Origin of the sequence: Microcoleus sp. AT9b-C3 (assembly GCF_036705485.1) — a bacterium.
Taxonomy (GTDB): Bacteria; Cyanobacteriota; Cyanobacteriia; order Cyanobacteriales; family Microcoleaceae; genus Microcoleus.
In genome coordinates, this window is the sequence record NZ_JAUBUR010000015.1 from 139,436 (window position 1) to 157,923 (window position 18,488).

Annotated in this window: 18 protein-coding genes; 4 read left to right on the forward strand and 14 right to left on the reverse strand. The window is 47.1% G+C overall.

Features of this window, described 5'->3' with window-relative positions:
- Nucleotides 1–152 precede the first annotated feature (152 nt).
- Nucleotides 153–1,466: a hypothetical protein gene (locus tag QUB77_RS15780; RefSeq protein WP_333174344.1), complete on the forward strand. Its 1,314-nt coding sequence runs from the start codon at nucleotides 153–155 to the stop codon at nucleotides 1,464–1,466.
- 319 nt (nucleotides 1,467–1,785) lie between these two features.
- On the opposite strand, the gene argJ is transcribed toward QUB77_RS15780, so the two are convergent.
- The 4 genes from argJ to rpsF form a co-directional block, all read right to left on the reverse strand.
- Nucleotides 1,786–3,027, reverse strand: coding sequence for a bifunctional ornithine acetyltransferase/N-acetylglutamate synthase (gene argJ / locus QUB77_RS15785; protein ID WP_333174569.1), 1,242 nt, complete (start codon nucleotides 3,025–3,027; stop codon nucleotides 1,786–1,788).
- Nucleotides 3,028–3,346: 319 nt separating this feature from the next.
- Nucleotides 3,347–3,487 (reverse strand): hypothetical protein, encoded by a 141-nt coding sequence (locus tag QUB77_RS15790; protein WP_333035219.1) that lies wholly within the window; start codon nucleotides 3,485–3,487, stop codon nucleotides 3,347–3,349.
- Nucleotides 3,488–3,548: 61 nt separating this feature from the next.
- Nucleotides 3,549–3,743, reverse strand: a complete 195-nt coding sequence (locus QUB77_RS15795; protein WP_006631905.1) for a hypothetical protein — start codon at nucleotides 3,741–3,743, stop codon at nucleotides 3,549–3,551.
- Nucleotides 3,744–4,568: 825 nt separating this feature from the next.
- Nucleotides 4,569–4,904, reverse strand: coding sequence for a 30S ribosomal protein S6 (rpsF, locus tag QUB77_RS15800; protein ID WP_015176119.1), 336 nt, complete (start codon nucleotides 4,902–4,904; stop codon nucleotides 4,569–4,571).
- 15 nt (nucleotides 4,905–4,919) lie between these two features.
- Between rpsF and QUB77_RS15805 the strand changes: the two genes are divergently transcribed.
- Complete coding sequence (locus tag QUB77_RS15805) at nucleotides 4,920–5,837, forward strand: carbohydrate ABC transporter permease (protein ID WP_333174342.1); 918 nt, start codon at nucleotides 4,920–4,922, stop codon at nucleotides 5,835–5,837.
- An 88-nt stretch (nucleotides 5,838–5,925) separates the two neighbouring features.
- Here QUB77_RS15805 and QUB77_RS15810 read toward each other — a convergent pair whose 3' ends face one another.
- The 8 genes from QUB77_RS15810 to glyA all read right to left on the reverse strand — a co-directional run bounded on the left by QUB77_RS15810 (nucleotide 5,926) and on the right by glyA (nucleotide 15,680).
- Entirely contained in the window at nucleotides 5,926–6,048 is a 123-nt protein-coding gene (locus QUB77_RS15810; protein ID WP_333174339.1) for a hypothetical protein, read from the reverse strand.
- 169 nt (nucleotides 6,049–6,217) lie between these two features.
- Nucleotides 6,218–8,773, reverse strand: a complete 2,556-nt coding sequence (locus QUB77_RS15815) for an HDIG domain-containing metalloprotein (RefSeq protein WP_333174337.1) — start codon at nucleotides 8,771–8,773, stop codon at nucleotides 6,218–6,220.
- Nucleotides 8,774–9,190: 417 nt separating this feature from the next.
- Nucleotides 9,191–10,339, reverse strand: coding sequence for an ADP-ribosylglycohydrolase family protein (locus QUB77_RS15820; protein WP_333174336.1), 1,149 nt, complete (start codon nucleotides 10,337–10,339; stop codon nucleotides 9,191–9,193).
- A gap of 174 nt (nucleotides 10,340–10,513) precedes the next feature.
- A complete protein-coding gene (gene aroQ / locus QUB77_RS15825; protein WP_332983027.1) occupies nucleotides 10,514–10,954 on the reverse strand; it encodes a type II 3-dehydroquinate dehydratase in 441 nt (146 codons plus the stop codon).
- 105 nt (nucleotides 10,955–11,059) lie between these two features.
- Nucleotides 11,060–11,197, reverse strand: coding sequence for a hypothetical protein (locus QUB77_RS15830; protein WP_333054680.1), 138 nt, complete (start codon nucleotides 11,195–11,197; stop codon nucleotides 11,060–11,062).
- A 299-nt stretch (nucleotides 11,198–11,496) separates the two neighbouring features.
- Entirely contained in the window at nucleotides 11,497–12,753 is a 1,257-nt protein-coding gene (locus QUB77_RS15835; RefSeq protein WP_333174332.1) for a competence/damage-inducible protein A, read from the reverse strand.
- A 133-nt stretch (nucleotides 12,754–12,886) separates the two neighbouring features.
- A complete protein-coding gene (locus QUB77_RS15840; RefSeq protein ID WP_333174329.1) occupies nucleotides 12,887–13,942 on the reverse strand; it encodes an MraY family glycosyltransferase in 1,056 nt (351 codons plus the stop codon).
- Nucleotides 13,943–14,396: 454 nt separating this feature from the next.
- A complete protein-coding gene (gene glyA / locus QUB77_RS15845; RefSeq protein WP_333174326.1) occupies nucleotides 14,397–15,680 on the reverse strand; it encodes a serine hydroxymethyltransferase in 1,284 nt (427 codons plus the stop codon).
- A 168-nt stretch (nucleotides 15,681–15,848) separates the two neighbouring features.
- On the opposite strand from glyA, the gene QUB77_RS15850 reads away from it, so the two are divergent.
- Nucleotides 15,849–16,046 carry a hypothetical protein gene (locus tag QUB77_RS15850; protein ID WP_006631916.1) on the forward strand — a complete coding sequence of 66 codons (198 nt, stop codon included), beginning with the start codon at nucleotides 15,849–15,851 and terminating at the stop codon, nucleotides 16,044–16,046.
- A gap of 142 nt (nucleotides 16,047–16,188) precedes the next feature.
- On the forward strand, nucleotides 16,189–16,662 hold the full coding sequence (locus tag QUB77_RS15855) for a Tic20 family protein (RefSeq protein ID WP_333077581.1): 474 nt from the start codon (nucleotides 16,189–16,191) through the stop codon (nucleotides 16,660–16,662).
- Nucleotides 16,663–16,714: 52 nt separating this feature from the next.
- Here the strand turns inward: QUB77_RS15855 and QUB77_RS15860 are convergent, their stop codons facing one another.
- Together QUB77_RS15860 and QUB77_RS15865 are read right to left on the reverse strand one after the other, a co-directional pair.
- Nucleotides 16,715–17,494 (reverse strand): fumarylacetoacetate hydrolase family protein, encoded by a 780-nt coding sequence (locus QUB77_RS15860; protein ID WP_333174322.1) that lies wholly within the window; start codon nucleotides 17,492–17,494, stop codon nucleotides 16,715–16,717.
- Between the two features lie 95 nt (nucleotides 17,495–17,589).
- Nucleotides 17,590–17,997 carry a 5-formyltetrahydrofolate cyclo-ligase gene (locus tag QUB77_RS15865; RefSeq protein ID WP_333174566.1) on the reverse strand — a complete coding sequence of 136 codons (408 nt, stop codon included), beginning with the start codon at nucleotides 17,995–17,997 and terminating at the stop codon, nucleotides 17,590–17,592.
- Nucleotides 17,998–18,488 lie beyond the last annotated feature (491 nt).

An 18,488-nucleotide genomic window follows, 5' to 3' on the forward strand; every position in this document is an offset into this window, starting at 1 on the left:
TCCTTCTTCCTTCTTCCTTCTTCCTTCTTCCTTCTACTTATTATCTCTCTTCTCTTCCTCTGCGTCCTCTGCGGCCTCTGCGGTAAAACCATTCCAAAACAACCGTCAACGATATAAATCCATTAAATCAATCAGGAGTAACCGAAATGGGAATGAAATGCGTCCAGTGTAATACCGACAACATTTTGAGCGATCGTACCACCAACTCAGGTCGCTGTAAACAGTGCAACCATCCGTTTGTGTTTGAACCGACTACCGTCACTGATAAAAAGTTGGCATTCACCGATCCCTTTTTCAAAAATGCGATCGAAAATATTTCGAGCCAAAATATGTTGTTTTTTACGCACAAACAGTTTTTGTATTTTATTGACCAAAAGCTTAAATCTCGCGCGCCAGAAACCAGTTGGCTTTTTCTCTACTTCTTTTATAGCGTATTTATGGGCATCTTCGGCATTAACTGGGCTTCTGCTATTTTTCCGTCACAATTCGCAGTTATTATTCCCTTCGCCCTCTACAATTTGATTTGGATCGGGGTATTTTTATACTACAGCAAATCTCCTGCTCAAGGTATTCGCGGCAGAAGAAATAATGCTAAAAATCTCCAGATTTTAGGGGGAATTATTTTAGTGCTTGGCATTTCAGGAAGCCTAATATTTAATTATTCTTCAGGATACATCGTAGCGATTACACTAGGGATATTTTCCTACTGGCTCGGCATTTCACAAAAAAAACACCCACAGATAACGGGTGAAATATTTCTCGTTAATCAAGCGCAGAGCGATAAATGGCTGCGAGACTGGCAAACAGTGAACGGCACATTAGAAAAACTGCTCCCTGCTACTCGTCAAGAAGCTTTGCCCACCACCATCGATCGCGAAGTCAGCGCCTACAGCTTCGATCGCGCAATTATCTGTGACAGTGACGAAATAGCTCAATTCCTAATTGCCAATAACGTCCATTTTGAAAACAACTGCGCGATTCTTAGTATTAGTGGCTATCCCCAAAGCATCTTCAGTACCGTAATCGAAATGCTGCGACGCAATGCCGATTTAAAAGTCTATGCGCTGCACGATGCGAACCCTGCAGGAGTTAGTTTAGTACATCAATTACGAACCAGTCCAAACTGGTTTGCCAATCAAGCCGTCACGATTTTGGATTTGGGAATTTCTCCCCGTCAAATCTTAGCAACCCGTGATATGTTTGTGCAGCAATCTCAAACAATGGCACAAACCGCCCGTCAATTACCCGACGCTGTAAGGCAAGGTTTAACAGCCGAAGAACTAGCATGGCTGGATGCAGGTAAGTTTGTGGAATTGGAATCGTTTACGCCACAGCGGTTGTTGCGCGTGGTGAATTATGGACTTGCTCAGAGTGGCGATCCGCAGACCAATGACGGCTTAATATTAGTGGATAATGCTGTCGGATATGGTGGTGGCTATGTGTTTGTGTCCGATAGTTTTGGTTAGGGCGTGTTTTCAAACTTTATATTAGACTTATTAATAATAAGCTTAAAAAGTCTTGAAACTTAGTCTGAATAAAATTTTTAGCGCTCTTTTGTTAAAATCAAAACAAGCTGAGCTCTGTAAGGGCTTTAGCGATTTTAAAAGGAGGAACCAAAAAGCTGAGATTAACTCGGTGAGTAAAGGTTTGAGATTTTTTAATTTCCCCCATTGGGGGGGAATTTAGTTTAAATTGTGTGAAATTTGCTTTTAACTTTCTCTCCTCTGGTTTTGTTTGTGTAGGCGCGGTTTCTAACCGCCCGGACTGCTAACCGCCTGGACTTATTTAAGTCGTATACTCCGCATTAATCTTCACGTAGTCGTAACTCAAATCACATCCCCAAGCTTTCGCAAAACCGCTGCCATTCCCGACACTAACCTGAATTACAACCGTATCAGCCTTCAAATATTCTCCCTCAGCAGCCGCTTTCATATAATTACTCGCAGCAGCGCGATCGAACTCTTTAGGTTGTCCGTTTTCCATCATCAAAAAATCCCCCAATTGAATCCGTAAATTCTCTTGATCGAAAGCGACACCAGCGCGCCCAGCCGCCGCCGCAATTCTGCCCCAATTCGGATCGCGTCCGAAAATAGCAGCTTTCACCAAAGAAGAACCGACAATTGTTTTGGCAATTTTACTCGCAGAAACTTCATCCAGCGCGCCACTAACTTGTACTTCTACCAAACAAGTTGCACCTTCGCCGTCACGGGCGATCGCCTTTGCTAAATGTACGCAAACTTCTGTCAGCATCGCCTCTAATTTTTCAGCATCCGCCCCCATTTCTGTAATTGCCGGTGTGCGGGATTGACCGTTCGCTAAAGCAATTAGCGAATCGTTGGTACTGGTATCTCCGTCAACAGTAATTTGATTGAAACTTCTGTTAGCCGCCCGACTCAGCATTTCTTGCCACAAATGCGATGACACTGCTGCATCGCAAGTTACAAATGCCAGCATTGTTGCCATATTCGGGTGAATCATTCCCGAACCTTTGCAAATGCCGCCGATACGCACGGGTCGATCGCCAAACATTGTTTCTAGGGCGATCGTTTTCGGCACTAAATCAGTCGTACAAATAGCCTTAGCCGCCGCATCGGAACCAGTTTCCGATGCCTCAGCAACTAATCGCGGAATTCCCGCCCTCAGCGGCTCCATTTTTATCCGCTGTCCGATGACGCCAGTGGAGGCCAAAAGAATAGATTCTGGAGGAATATTCAGCGCTTTTCCCAACAAATTGGCACTTTCGAGGGCATCTGCCCAACCTTGCTCGCCAGTGGCAGCATTAGCTTGTCCCGCATTGCACAAAATTGCTTTCGCGCTGGGTTTAGCTTGCAAACGCTGGCGGCAGTAGTCCACGCAAGCGGCCCGGACAGTGGATGTTGTGAAAACTCCCGCGGCGATCGCGTCTACCTCTGACAAAATTAAACTTAAATCCGGCAAGCCTGAAGGCTTCAAACCCGCTGTAATTCCCGATGCTCGATACCCTCTGGGTGCTGTAACTCCGCCCTCAATTTCTTTCCAGTCCGACATCATGACCTCCCTAGTAGCCTTCAATCTGCTGAAAGGGGATTATACCATTTTAGATTTTAGATTTTAGATTTTAGATTTTAGACTTCGGCGTGAGCGCTCAGTCGAACCATTTTAGATTTTAGATTTTAGATTCCCCATTCTTTTGGGCCCAGTTTCCCATTCCCCATTCCCAATTCCCAGTTCCCATAAAACTAATCGCGGCTTCCAATCTAGAGTTAGAACTCCAGAAGAAGTCGCGACGGTTCTGTAATTGACATTATTAATTTTTAGCTGGCAAACAACAAACTCGATTCAACTATCTCGCCGTTGAAAAAAGGGGTTATTTGCGATCGATATTCGCTGGAGAACCAGCATCTAAACCAACTTCAGCAGCCACACGGCTCAGCATGGATTCCTGACGGTTTTTGACAACGTGTTGATGGCGCATCATCAGGTTGCGGGCTTGTTCTTGAGTTGACATAACTGATTTCTCCAAATTATAGGTAATAACTGCGTAGGCAATTGAGGAAATTGAGCTTGCCCTAGCTCATGGTGGCGTTGCTGCGATCGTAACTGGCTTGAAAGCTGGGCTGCGGTTTGCCTTGAATGTGGCCCCAGTAGTGCGTATCTTCCATCCCGACTTCGGTGGCGGTGCGGTTGAGCATGGATTGCTGACGGTTCTTCACCAGTTGGTGGTGGCGCATCATCAGAGAGCGAGCTTGATTTTCGGTAGACATAGGGGGTTCCTCCGTATTCTTTAGATTAATGTTGAGCTGGTTTTTTCTTCTCTTCTATCACTATAACAGACAATTCTGTATCTAAAGCTACCAAATTAAAAATTGTAACAAAACTTTACAATGGGGCTATGGGGCGAGAATCTCGATCGAGGTTGCGGGGAGTGCGATCGAGCTTTGGCTCGTTGATTCAGGCCCAACCTCGATCGGCCGTGGGCAAAATTTGACAAGACTCCTCTTCTAAGAGCCACATTTTAGCGGCTACCTAATTGCCAAGGGCCAAAATAACTTTATAGTTTGGTTCAGAGTTATAGATGCAAAATTTTGGAGCTCAAGAAAGTGGAATTTGGCTTAGTTAACAGTAAATTTAATAAGTAGCGAATCACAATTAGATTGACAATGATTAAGCAGTTATGCTCAAGCATAGTCAAGTTTTTTGTAGTCAACTAGATAATAGAGTTGCGCTAAGTGAATCGCCCTCGCCCTCCTCAAACAGCGAGCTTTCTTTTTTGATAAAAATAGATTAAGTCCCAGCAGCCTCGCCGCAAAAAAGAGCGATCGTCCTCCCCTAGAAAAACAATCGCCCATTCACCTATAATTTCAATTAACATCAAGTCCCGCACTTAAGAAACTATGCTGTACCCACAATTCCAGATATCCCCCTAGCCTCTTTTTCAGGAGGATGCCACGGGGAGCTAAAGGCTCTGAGGTTAGTTTTTCAAGTTGTTTGTACAGGGTAGCCCTTAAGAAATGCGTGCCGGGGAATCAGCGGCCCTAATCGTCAAACAGTAGACTGGTAGTACATAAGACGTTAAGTTGACACGAATGCTACTCGGCGACTTCAGCTTCAGCTTCCGCTTCAGGTGCATCTGGCACATCTTGCTTGATTGTCAAATAGCGAATCACTTCTTCGCTCAGACGCATCGCGCGCTCCAGGGTAAAAATTGCAGCGCCCGGAGCTGTATAGTTCATTTGAACGTATACTCCGTCCCGGTGCTTGCCGATTTCGTAAGCCAAACGGCGCTTGCCGCGGTGCTGAGTTTCGATGTTTTCAGCACCTTGATCGCGCAAAATAGTTTGATATTTAGCGATCGCCTGGTCTGTCATTTCTTCACCCAAATCAGGGCGCAGAATGTACATAGTTTCGTAAATAAACGGTTTCATGGCAATAATCCCCTTATGGACAACAAGGCTTCTCACGAAGCAAGGACTTATTATCATATCCCAACAATGAACAAACTCAAAACTAAAAAACCAAATTCCCCAAACCACACTCCCTCGCGGTGGAACACCCTGTGGACGTACAGCATCATGAGCGCGATCGCACTTTTAATGCTGTTTCCCCTGCTGTGGCTGCTCAGTACCTCCCTCAAATCCCCCAACGAAAACATCTTTCAATTTCCCCCGCAACTGTGGCCGCAACAGCCAACCCTCGAAAACTTCATCAAAGTTTGGCAAACCAACCCCTTCGGCAGTTACCTGTTTAACAGCACCCTAATTGCCGCCCTCACAGTTAGCATCAACGTTTTCTTTTGCGCCCTCGCCGCTTACCCCTTAGCCCGACTCAAATTTCGCGGCCGCGAAGCCATCTTAATCACGATCGTTTCCACAATCATGATTCCTTTCCAAATAGTCATGATTCCCCTATACATATTGACAGTACAACTCGGACTAAAAAATAGCTATTTAGGCGTAATCTTTCCCGGACTAGCCTCAGCCTTCGGCATATTTTTATTAAGACAAGCATTCCTAGCAGTTCCCAAAGAACTAGAAGAAGCCGCCCGCATCGACGGCTGCAGCGAATTAGGCATTTGGTGGCACGTTATGATTCCGGCAATTAAGCCAGCTTTAGTCACTCTAGGAATTTTCGTATTTATCGGTTCTTGGAGCGACTTTCTGTGGCCACTGCTAGTTTTAGACAGACCGGAATATTACACTTTACCTTTAGGGGTAGCCAATTTAGCCGGGACTTTTTCTTTAGATTGGCGTTTAGTTGCGGCGGGTTCTATTATTTCTATTGTTCCAGTTTTGGGAGTATTTTTGCTATTGCAAAAATATATTGTACCAACAGAAACTGCGGCGGGAGTCAAAGGATAGAATCAACACAAAAAATCGGCGTTTATCCGCGTTCATCTGCGGTTAAAAATTAAAATCTTTTGAACTCACAACTCACAACTCACAAAATTTATTTGTGATGTAGGAACTGCCCCAAATCCGCAGGATTGTTGACGGCGCTGCGGTTGTAGATATTATCATCGCTTTTGCAAATGCGATCGATGCCCAAGACTAGCAAAAATTGCGATCGCACCTAGCCGGCGAAAGAGATATCGACTGTTGGGAGTTTTGAGGAATCAAACAACCTGTGGTAATTGTCAGAGACAATTCTGAAGTGCATGGCTATTCGCGGGGGCCAATCGCAATGATATCTCATTCACAACTAAAATGCGAGCTGATTTGTCCTAACTACAAATCTCCGCCTACCTGGGAGTGAAAACTGCACTAGGGTAAGCAATCCGCTTGTGATTGAACTGTTCCCAAACCCGCACAAAAATCTCCGCGATTAGAGACATATCTTCCCGCGTTAAACCCGAATCAATCAACTGATTATCCTGCCAGCGAGCTCTCAAAATCTTATTGACCATATTCAAAGCCTCTTCATGAGTAGCATCCTTGAGCGATCGCAAAGCAGCCTCGCAAGAATCCGCCAGCATCAAAATCCCGGTTTCCCGCGACTGCGGAATCGGCCCATCGTAGCGAAAATCTTCCTCCCTCACTTGGCGACTTACGATTGTTAACTTTGAATTATCCGCATCTGGCAAAGCAACCTTTAAATCTTCTATTTCTTGTGCAGCAATTTGCTGCGCTTGGTGGTAGAAGTAAGCAATTAACATTGTACCTTGGTGCTCGGGAATAAACGCCTGAATTGCCTTCGGCAATCGATGTTTGCGCGCCATCACCAAGCCCTCGCTAACGTGCTTTTTAATAATCTCCGCACTCGCCCAAGGGTCATTAATTTCATCGTGTTTGTTGGCCCCACCCATTTGATTTTCACAAAATCCGAGCGGGTCGTGCATTTTTCCAATATCGTGGTATAATGTACCAGCTCTGACCAGCTCAACATTGCAGCCGAGTTCCCGGGCCGCAGCCTCCGCCAAACTCGCTACAAATAGCGTGTGCTGAAAAGTCCCCGGAACCTCGGCAGCCAATTTCTTCAACAGCGGGCGGTTGGGATTGGCAAGTTCCGCCAGCCGGATCGGTGTAATCAAGTCAAAAACGTGTTCCAAATAAGGGCTGATGCCGATCGCCACAACGCTCCAAGCCAAACCGGCCAAACTTTGCGCGCCCACAGTACCGAGCACGACGTACCAAATCGCACCGACAGCGGCGCTGGCAATCAAAGTCCCCACCAGATAAACCGTGCCCTGAGTCAACCCAACAGCCAAGCCCAAAAGAGCCAATTCCTCACGCGATCGCAGCCGCCCGGCCATAAAAGCGCCCAGCAATCCCCCCGCCCCGCTAGCCACCAAATGAATCAAGTCTACATTTAAGCCAACGGGCAGCAGCGCCGACAGCAGCCCCACCACAGTCACTCCCACTGCCGAACCGTAGAAGCCGCCCGCTAAAATCCCGATCGCGGGCAAACTCGTCCAAGGCAGCCCCAAACTCACCAGCACCGGCGCGCTCAAAGTCAGCAGCAGCAATAGCAAATGATCTCTGCGGCGCAAGCGGTAGTGCCTTTCCACCAGCAGTACGATCGCAATTGCCCCCGCGACTAAACAAACAAAACCCGTCAGCCCCAGCCAATTCACCCCCCGCCGGCTTAAACCAAAATAGTCCAGCAACACGAAATCTTGCTGCGAGATCTCTTGTCCTTGTGCAACAATTATCTCGTCCTGATCTACTGCGATCATTACAGGTTTCACTTTTTGCGCCGCTAATTCAGCTAGCTGTTTGGTTTCCTCGCGATCTCTCACCAGATTTGGCTGCAAAATCGCTGCTAAACCCTCCACCGCCAAAGCTTGGGACTCTAACGGCACTTCATCAGCAACGTGCAGCTTCACGGCTTCTTTCAAAATCTCTTTTGGCAACCCATGCGGGATACCTTGAGCCACCATCCTTTTTGCCGCGCGATTCATACCGATTTGGGTTTTCTGCCAAGCTGCATCCGACAAATCAAACAGCGAAGTATCGTATATCTGGGGGAACCCGGAAACCAAAGGTTTTTCCAGCGCCTCCACAGCATTGAGATAGCGCTGGCGAGCAGAGGAAATACTGTCTGTCAGGCTTTGAAACTCTGCTGCCCGGACCGATCGGCTGTAAGCTTGCAGTTGAGCGATAGCATCCTGCTGAGACTTGTTCTCCGTTTGCCCACCAACTCCGGGGGAATCCAAACTCAACCGATCGGAAGTTGGAGTTTTTTCCCTAGCTTGCGCCAAAATAGATCGCCACTCCCACTCGGGACAGCCCCGCAAGTAAACCTGTGCAGCAAGTGAGAGCGCCGAAGATTGCGCAAACGGAAACGGCCCTACCGCCTCCCGTAGATCGCTCCCCTGCTGCAAAAATTGTTGCAATTCTTGATAAATTTGTCGATTGACCGCAGGATCTAGCATTAATATTGCTACAGCCCCGATCCGCGCTGCTTTCCGCTGTTCTTCAGTAGTTTTGTAATCGGGCACACTAGCAGTATCAGGAGCCTTAATCGTCTGAGGAGCTTTCGTCCCTACATCCAATTTCGGCTGGTTGTAGAAGCGGTGGCCCAGAGTGCTGCTTAGAGAAACTACCGCCACCAGCGCCAACATAGGGGAACGAGCTTGATTTTTGAGGCTTGATTTGGAGGTTTTACTTGTAAATCTAGTAGTAAAAGTCTCGGGAAGAATCCATTTCGGGCGCGACAAACGGCTCAGGAGAGGCCCGCCAGCGCGTGAGGTATCTGCTTTGCTGCTGCCATTTTGCACTTTAGCAATGTGTTGGCGCAGTGAGCGCGCAGCCCCTAGCTGCTCAATCTGCCGCATCAATGAGGAGAGCGTATTCATTTGTGTCGAAGATATATCACTGTTATCCAGCAGCTTTGTCAGAATTTCTGACTATGCATCTTGATTGATTTTATCCGAACTACCCTGGCTGAATATTCAACCCCCCAGACTACTTTGCCTGACTGTAGCCAGAAGTTGGCTTTCCGGACGGTGGCCAACCACGCAAGCAGCTTCTTTCCTTCCCTTGTCTATCTTAAACAGAACTCGCGCGCGATGGCTAAAAACCCCTTTCTCCGTAGATTCTTCGTTTCCCAACCCCATATTCTCGTTTAAACCTGGCTCGTTGGGGCAGGCGCGTGCGCTTTAATTTTTCACTTTTTAATCTTTAATTGTCGCTCTCCTTCCACTTTCGCTTTTGACTTGTTAATGGCTAATTGCTAATTTCTGGTTTCCCCTTACCGTTAAAAACTCCCAACTTTATATTTTACGAGGTCTAATGACATAAGGTGCAGCCACGGATCGGGCTAGCACTGCGGAATCCAGTCCCGTATCGGGCCTGTAAACTCCCGCCCAAACAGCAAACAGGTTATTTGCTAACTCTACAATTTTTGCATCGCTGCCCGTTCCCCAAAGCGAGGGTTCTCTGCCCTCGGCTAGCTGCTGCGGTTTAACCTCAGTCGAAGATACCTGTCGCCATTCTACAGGAATCGCAGCAACGCCGTTATAGGCTCCAGACAAAGCTGCCGTCAAAGCGCAGGTTATTTGTCCGGCTATACCACAGCGGGCAGCGCGCACCACTGACAAGCGGAAGTCTTCGGGGGTGTTCAAAAAGCAGTAGAAAGCTAGGGCAATGGGAATGAAATTTTCAGGGTTGACAATTGACTCGGTTTGTAATTTTTTTTCACCTTCGCCCTCTCTTTCTCGCAAAGCTGTGGCGCTTTTGCACAGATGAGTGGCGGCTGTTTCTAAATCGGCTCCTTTTTCTAGTAGTATTTGCACTTGCAGCAGCAGCTCTGTTAAGGCATTATCTGTTTTCAGGTAAGCAAGTGTTTGCTCGATCGCTGTCGCGGGGTCAAGTCTTTCTTTGAGCGAGCGGGCGATCGTATATGCTACTGCTAAAATTGCTGTTTCCCATTCTGGCTGGTTTTCGTGGTGCCAAACCTCTATCGCCAGCATGATTTTTTCTCGCAGCTTGGCTTTATTTTCGTGAAAAAACATCGCGGATGGCAGCGCAGCAACGGCAGCTTCACCGGGGTTAAGCAGTGTGGGAAACTGACTGTTGCGGGGATGGTAGATTTCCGACTTGGCAAATGCTTCCCAAGTATCGCGCCAATCTTTTAAATCTAAACCCCTACACCGAATTAAACTTTGAGCACACGCTACCGCAAGTCTCCCGGATGCGGATGAGTCTTTGCCACGTGGGATTTTACTGTTAACAGAATTCAACGCCAATGTTGCCCCTCTTAGGGTCAATTGTTGGTGTTTCGTCAGTTGTAAAATCGGCTGCAAGTCTTCTTTTTGGGGGGGAATACCCACGAGTTGCCTCTGGTAATCCAGCCCTATAGAGTCTCCTAAAACTGCGCCCAGGATGGTTCCTTGAAACTTGCTCAACAGGGAATGCCGCATTTGAATTTAACTCAAGTTGTTAGTAATTGGTAATTGGTAATTGGTAATTTAGAATTCTTTCTGGTGTGCTTCTTTGCCTAACTCTTGTGATTAATTTGAATTCAACCCAAACATATAAGGGCTGGTTTTCCATCTAAAACCTGCCCTCATCCGATCGCTACAATCGGTAAATTTTTAATTTTTAATCAGGTAACTCACTAGAGCTTGCAGCCCCAGCCGATAACTTTCTGAGCCAAAACCGCTGATTTGCCCGATCGCCACCGCTGCGATAAATGAGTGGTGGCGAAAAGCTTCCCGTCGGTAAATATTGCTCAGATGAACTTCTACCGCAGGGATATTCACCGCGGCGATCGCGTCTCTAATTGCGACACTCGTATGAGTATAAGCTCCAGCATTAATCAATAAGCCTTGGTGCTGCCCTAACATCGAGTGAATTGCATCCACCAATACCCCTTCATGATTCGACTGCTGAATTGAGACTTTCACCTGGAGGGCTTGCGCTTCTCGTTCTAGCAACTTGTTGATATCATTTAAAGTTGCAGAACCATAAACTCCAGGTTCTCGCTGACCCAATAGATTCAGATTAGGGCCGTGAAGTACCAGGATATTTAACAATTTTAAAATTTCCAGCGCAACAAAAATTAGGAGAGTTTTGACATGGTATTTAGAACCAGTCTCCAACCTCAAAGCTCAAAGCTCAAACTTCCAATCCAGTCCCGACTATCGGCGATTTCTCGGTTGGTTGACAGGAATACGAATCGGTTCGAGTTCCGGTTGAGCTTCAGGATTCAGCAATCCTTCTATCAGCTTGCGAACCCATTCTTTAATTTGTTCCAGCACCTTTTCAATGTCTTCCATTGAACGGATAGCTCCTTTTCTTATAGTCTAGATTGCTAAACCGACGGCTAAATATCTGAAAATAAGCAAGCACGACTTTGAAACCAAAGATCAAACTTGCTTTCTCGCTTGCTGGTTGTTTTGAGCAATGGAGAGAGTCAGTATATTGGCCAATCAGTCCTATCTTATTATCATAACGAATCTTTACAGATAATCAAGAGGGAAAAGGAAAATTGCCGAATTATATCGGAGTAGAGAGTGTTAAATAAAGCTTAAGCTTACGGTTGACTGTTGACAATTGACCAATCGTAGGATTTTTTCTACGCTTTTGCCAACAATAATTTACGCCGGAGCCGATCGAGCGCCGTACAGCTACTCAGATTCCGAATCCAATCGCGACCTCTGGCATCGCCAAAGCGGTATTCAAAACTTTCTGCGGAGCCGTGGGGCCCAGCTAAACCAACATAAACCAGTCCAACAGGTTTAGCATCTGTGCCGCCTCCGGGCCCGGCGACGCCTGTAATGCTCAATCCCCAATTGGTATTGAGGCTGGCGCGAACTCCTGCAGCCATTTGTTTTGCCACTTGGTGGCTGACTGCCCCAAATTCGGCTAAATCTTGCGGATTAACACCTAATAATTCTTCCTTAATTCGATTGTCGTAAGAAATAATTCCGCCCAAAAAGTACCTCGAACTCCCCGCAACACCGGTCAGCATTGCTCCCAACCCGCCTCCGGTGCAGGATTCAGCCACGCTAAGAGTTTCGCCAGCCAACAGCAGTAATTTACCGACAGTCGAGGCGAGGGTATCGGTATCGACACCGTAACAGTCTAGACCAGCAATCTGCAGCAACTGTTGTTCGATCGGCTCAATCAAGTTTGAAGCAGCCACCGACGACTCCGCGCGGGCCGAAATCCGCAGTTTGACTTCGCCGTGATTGGCGTAGGGAGCCACAGTAGGATTAGTTAAATTCAGAAAACTATCTACTTTTTCCGCCAATGCCGACTCAGCAATGCCCCAAAATTTCAATATGCGGCTGTAAATAGTTTCGCTGCACCAGCCGCCATTTTTCAGGTAAGGAACGGCGGTTTCTTCCCACATCAAGTGCATTTCCGCCGGTACGCCGGGAAATGTCATTACTGTCACGTTAGAAACCGGCTGCCAAATAATCCCCGGTGCCGAACCGCTGCGGTTTGGCAGAATGTCCGCAGTTTCTGGAATTAAAGCTTGTTTGCGATTGCTGGGACTCATGGTGCGTCCCCGCTGGGCAAATTTGTATTCGATATCGGCGATAATTTCCGGCTTTTCGATGAGAGGAACCCCAAAAAAATCGGCGATTGTTTCGACTGTGAGGTCGTCTGGTGTGGGGCCCAGGCCTCCCGTGAAGAGCAAAAGCTGCGATCGACTGACGGCGATTTCTAACACTTGTTTGATACGTTCTGGATTGTCCCCCACCACTGTTTGATAGTAGTGAGGGATTCCCAGATTCGCTAATTCTTTGGCTAAAAACTGGGCATTGCTATTAAGAATGTCGCCTAACAGCAATTCAGTGCCAACACAAATAATTTCAGCAACCATTCAATTTTAGATTTTAGATTTTAGATTTTGGATTTGAGATTGGGGAATTAGGGAATTGGGCATAGGGCATGGGGCATTAGAAATTATTTAATTTTCTTCCTTCCTTCTTCCTTCTTCCTTCTTCCTTCTTCCTTCACCTAGCGTGTCTCCAAACTTTCCAGCTAGCATATCCCAACAAACTTGTCGCACCCATAGCATAAATTACGCCACTGGGAACCGAAAAAGCTAGGGCTAAACTTCCCACCCACAGTGTCAGCGAGTAAATAAATAAAACCGCAAATCGATGGGATAGTCCGGCTTGTAGAAGTCGGTGGTGAAGGTGGCGCTTGTCAGCAATAAACGGTGACTTGCCGTTGCGAAGTCGATCGAGAATCACCGCCGACATATCTAAAATCGGTACAGCTAAAATTAAATATGGCAGCAACACAGAAGTAACAGCCGTAGTTTTAACTAACCCAATTACTCCCACTCCAGCGAGAGTAAACCCGATAAAATAAGCCCCGCCATCTCCCATAAAGATTTGAGCCGGATTGAAGTTGTAGCGCAGAAATCCCAAGGCCCCGCCAGCTAAAGCCGCTGCAATCAGGGCCGCCGCTGGTTGGTGCATCGCCAGACTGACAATTAACATCACAACTGCTGCAATCCCTGAAACTCCGGCAGCTAAACCGTCCAAACCGTCAATCCAGTTGATGGCATTCGCCATGCCGACGAGCCAAATCACGGTAATTGGCAAGCTCAGCCAGCCAATATTAGTCAGTCCCAGGGAGGGAACTGTGAGAAACTCAATTTGTACGCCTGCCATCCAAACGATGCTGGATACGCCAATTTGCATGAGCAAGCGTTTTACCGCCGAGAGCGAAAATAGGTCGTCTGCTAAACCGATGAGGAAGAATCCGATGCCGCCGAGGGTGACTCCCCAAATTTCGTATTCGTCTTTGGGATTGAGAACTTGTCCGTTAGCATCGATGAAGCCTCCTGAGAGCCAGACAAATAAGAGGGCAGTGATAGTGCCGAGAAAGATGGACACTCCTCCCAAGCGCACCATAGGGCGCTTGTGGACTTTTCGCTCGCCTGGCCGATCGACTCGCCCGCTTTTGAGACCAATTTTTTTGACTATTGGCGTACTCCAGAGGACGATGATCGCAGAAACCAGGAAAGCGAGTATGTGGTACAGATACTGGTACGGCATCTGAAATCAATTTTAAATAGTGCGGGGCAATTAGGCTGTCAGGCAGAGTCTACTACATTTCAGATGGCTTATAACAAGGAAACATCTTGAAGAGCGACTGGGGGTTTGGGAGTCGGAGATTTGCCGCAATGGCAGTTGCCCTGGGGCGAATTGTCAGGTTTTTCATTCATAACTCTCGAATTCACGATTTGAAATATCGACTCTTTCGCGAGCAAAAAAGTCGATATTTGGCGAACGGGTCCAGTTGAGCGGTATCTTTCGCAACCTACAAATACCGTTAGTCAAACTAGCCCCGCCAGACAAATATCTTTACTAAAAACCGTATTGGCGATCGATATTTTTGGTGAAAACCGCTTGTCAATATCGCTACCGGCAACTCTCAATCTTTTCCTGCTCTTTTACCCTTTTACCCGTACACTTCCAACTACCAATTTCCCATTGCCGATCAGGAAAATTAAGCTAATGCCGGCACTTTCAAGTACAAGTGGGGATATAAGGGGAAGCGATCGCACAGTGCTGCTACTCGACGCAGGCAGTCAGCGGCGACGCTTTCATCATCTGGATTTAGCAGGCGATCGGCAATAATATTGCCAATCTCGGTAAATTCTGCTGCTCCCATTCCCCTGGTGGTCATCGCCGGCGAACCGAGTCTCAAACCGCTGGTGACAAAGGGCGATGCCGGATCGAAAGGCACGGTATTTTTATTAGCAGTAATATTCACACCGCTGACTAATTGGTCGGCTTGTTTGCCTGTCATGTTTACCGATCGCAAATCAACTAGCATTAAGTGATTGTCTGTGCCGCCGGAAACGAGTTTTAAACCCCGCTGCTGCAACCGTTCCGCTAAAGCGCGTGCATTTTCAATTACTTGACCGGAATAAGTTTTAAATTCAGGCTTTAATGCTTCGCCGAAAGCTACTGCTTTGCCCGCAATAACGTGTTCTAATGGCCCACCTTGAGTGCCGGGGAACACTGCTTTGTCAAATTTTTTACCTAATTCCGGGTCATTAGTCATAATCAAGCCACCACGGGGCCCCCGCAGGGTTTTGTGAGTGGTGGTGGTGACTGCGTGACAGTGGGGGAGGGGGTTGGGGTGATGCCCTGTGGCGACTAACCCGGCGATGTGGGCGATGTCAGCGAGCAGGTAGGCTCCGATTTCGTCGGCGATCGCTCTAAACTTCTCAAAGTCGATAATTCGCGAATATGCTGAATAGCCACAAATTAGCAATTTCGGTCGGTTTTCTTTGGCCAGTGCCAAAATTTCGTCGTAGTCAAGCTGTTCTGTTTCTTGGCTGACGCCGTAGTGAAAAGCTTTGAACCATTTGCCGGATACGTTGACCGGCGAACCGTGGGTCAAGTGTCCGCCGTGGGACAAATCCATGCCCATAATTCCGTCTCCGGGTTCCAGCAAGCTCAAAAACACTGCAAAGTTGGCTTGAGCGCCGGAGTGGGGCTGGACGTTGGCGTGAGCGGCTCCAAATAGCTGTTTGGCGCGATCGATCGCAATTTGCTCGATGCCGTCAATAAATTCGCAGCCACCGTAGTACCGTTTCGCTGGCAGTCCTTCGGCGTATTTATTGGTCAGCACTGAGCCTTGAGCGGCCATTACCGCTGCGGAGGTAAAGTTTTCGCTGGCGATGAGTTCTAGGTGGTCTCGCTGCCGCTGGAGCTCTTGCCCGATTAAATCGGCAATCAGCGGATCGGTTTTGGAAAGGAATTCTAAGTTAGTGTCCGTCACAATAATCAACCTCTTGACAAATTTGGGATTGGGAATTGGGGATCTTATACCGTACTACGGATTTCGCACGATTCACATAAATATTACGTTGTGTTCAGGTTAAGCGGTTTGTCCCCAACTCCTGACATACAATGAAATTACTGGTGTGAAACCTGCCGGAGGTATCAAATGTTAGTCATTTTAATGGAAAATCAGATGCTTGCCCCTCAGTGTGTGTGCCAAAGTTGTTTGCTGGCAGATCGCACTGGCCAACCGCGCTGGAGTGGTGGAGAGCTTCGCTGTGGACATCCAGTTGCTAAACCTACGGAAAATTTGCCCGATCGGTACGAGTGTCAAATGGGCTTCGTCATTGCCAATATTAAATAAGAAAGCCTGCCGTTGGTAGTTGAGGCTGCTCCCCACTGAGTGAAAAGCAAGTTCCGGCAGAGTCGAAACACAAACCCTGCTGCTGCGTTATCCTGAGTTTAATGGAATTCATAGTTAATCGATCGACTCAGGAGAGTTCATTATGACTTGGCGCGGATCTACAACTGTTCCAGACCGGATTTTTGCTTCTTTGCCTTATTTACTCCCGTTGGTTGACGGGCTTGCCTTTGGCAGGTTTCTGTTTACACAGTTTCCTGTCCTGCAACTGTTGTTGATACCGCTAGCTCCATTGATGCAAATTTATAGTTTGCCATTTGCTAGCTTGATTATCTTCTTTGCCCTGTATTTAGGAGTAGTTAGAAACGAAAACATCAGTCACTTCATTCGTTTTAATGCGATGCAGGCAATTCTTTTAGACATTGTTTTGATGCTGTGTGGTCTGGTTTTGCCGATTTTTTCTAACGGCGTCCAAGTCGCATTTATTGCGGAAACTCTGTATAACATGGTGTTTTTGGGCGCTTTTGCTGCATTTGTCTATGCAGTCGTGCAGTCGCTTTTGGGACGCTATGCAGAGATTCCTCCGCTTTCGGATGCTGTTTATATGCAGGTACGTTAGTCAGTTGGCAGTTGGCAGTTGACAGTTGTTGGTGATAATTACCAATTACCCATTACCGATTACTAATAACTACTGTATTTTCAAGACTGCCGATGCCTTCAATTTCAATGCGGACTCGATCGCCTATTTGTAGCGGCCCTACTCCTTGCGGCGTTCCAGTCAGTATCACATCGCCTGGAATTAGGGTCATTACTTGACTGATGTAGGAGACGAGAAAGTCTGGGGAAAATACCATGCGATCGATCTGGGATGACTGTACCGGTCGCTCGCTTTCATTGACAAAAGTCTGCAATTGTGCAGCCGGACTCAGTTCGCGGACAATCCAAGGCCCCAAGGGACAAAAAGTATCGAACCCTTTGGCCCTCGCCCACTGGTTGTCCCGCTTTTGCAAATCTCTGGCTGTTACGTCGTTGGCGATAGTATAGCCCCAAATTTTGCTGTGTGCTTGTTCGGGAGTGCAGTTGGTACAATGTTCGCCAATTACCAGGGCCAATTCTCCCTCGTAGTCTACCCTTTCCGACTGCTGCGGATAGCGAATCGCTGCACCTCCAGGGATGACAGCACTCGGAGGCTTGAAAAACAGCAGGGGTTCTTCCGGTACTGGGGTTCCCATCTCGGCGGCGTGATCGACATAATTTTTGCCTACGGCTACAATTTTTGAGGGAGAGCACGGGGCGAGAATTTGGTAAGTATCTGGTGAAAGTTCCAAATCGGTTGGTTGTCCTTTTAACCAGGGCGGTGCATCAAATACTTGAACGCTGTGGCCCAGTTGCAGTAAACCGTAATGGATGTGTCCTTGTGTTGTTTTTACTCGAACGTAGCGCTGGGCCATACTATTTTAGATTTTAGATTTTAGATTTTAGATTCTAGATTCTAGATTAAGAGGATATAGGCATAATTGCGGAAAATTAATTTGTTTATGCCCGTTTAAGATTCTCGCTGTGCAATTTTGCAACCGCTTTCTGTACAAATGCCGTGCAGCGGTAGATCCCAGGAGTCAACTGGTAGCTGGGCGACCAAAGCAAATTCAAAGATTGTGGCGATCGTAACTTTTGATTCCCACTCAGCTAAACTGAGCATTCTGTCGTAATAGTCGCCGCCGTAGCCCCAGCGATAGCCGCGAACATCGCAGCCTACAGCGGGTACGAGCATTAAATCTACTTCTGAGCGGTCTATTTTAGGAGCATCCGTCCGTAGTTTGAGTATGCCATAAGCTCCAGTATGTAAAGCATCTCCGGGCTGCCAGATGTGCCAGGATAGCTCTTTGCCGACACAGCGGGGAAATCCCCATTTGCGGGGAGTTACAAATAGGGGACTTAGGAATGAAAAATAAATAACTTAATCAATTACTCAGGTTGAGGTACGGCTCGATAATTCCATTTGGGCAAATATTCGTCAAAAACAACTTGCATAGTATTTTTGAAATTATCAGCTACCAATACTCCGCACAGTTTTGGGAACGATACTACAAGCTTACGCGGGGCAAGGATCATAAAAAAGTCAAATTAAATGTCACGTCAGGGATGGATCTGACATTGATTTAATTATCCACAGTGGCTCAAAGTCAAGCGAGCATAAGCCATTGGGCTATATAAAAACTGTCCGAACTATTGCTAAAAGAGCGCCTTTTTTTCTGTTCATGTTGAGTTCAGATTGCACTCACTTTTTTCGCTTCTCTGCTTTATTGGGTTAGCGAAGGCCGAAGGCATCGCATCCCTCTTTAAAAACAGTCCGCAGTATTGCAATAAGTAGGGCTTGCTGAATCAGTGAGAAAAGTAAACAGTGTATGGGTTTTCCGACCAAAAAAGTAGTAAGGGTGCAAGAAA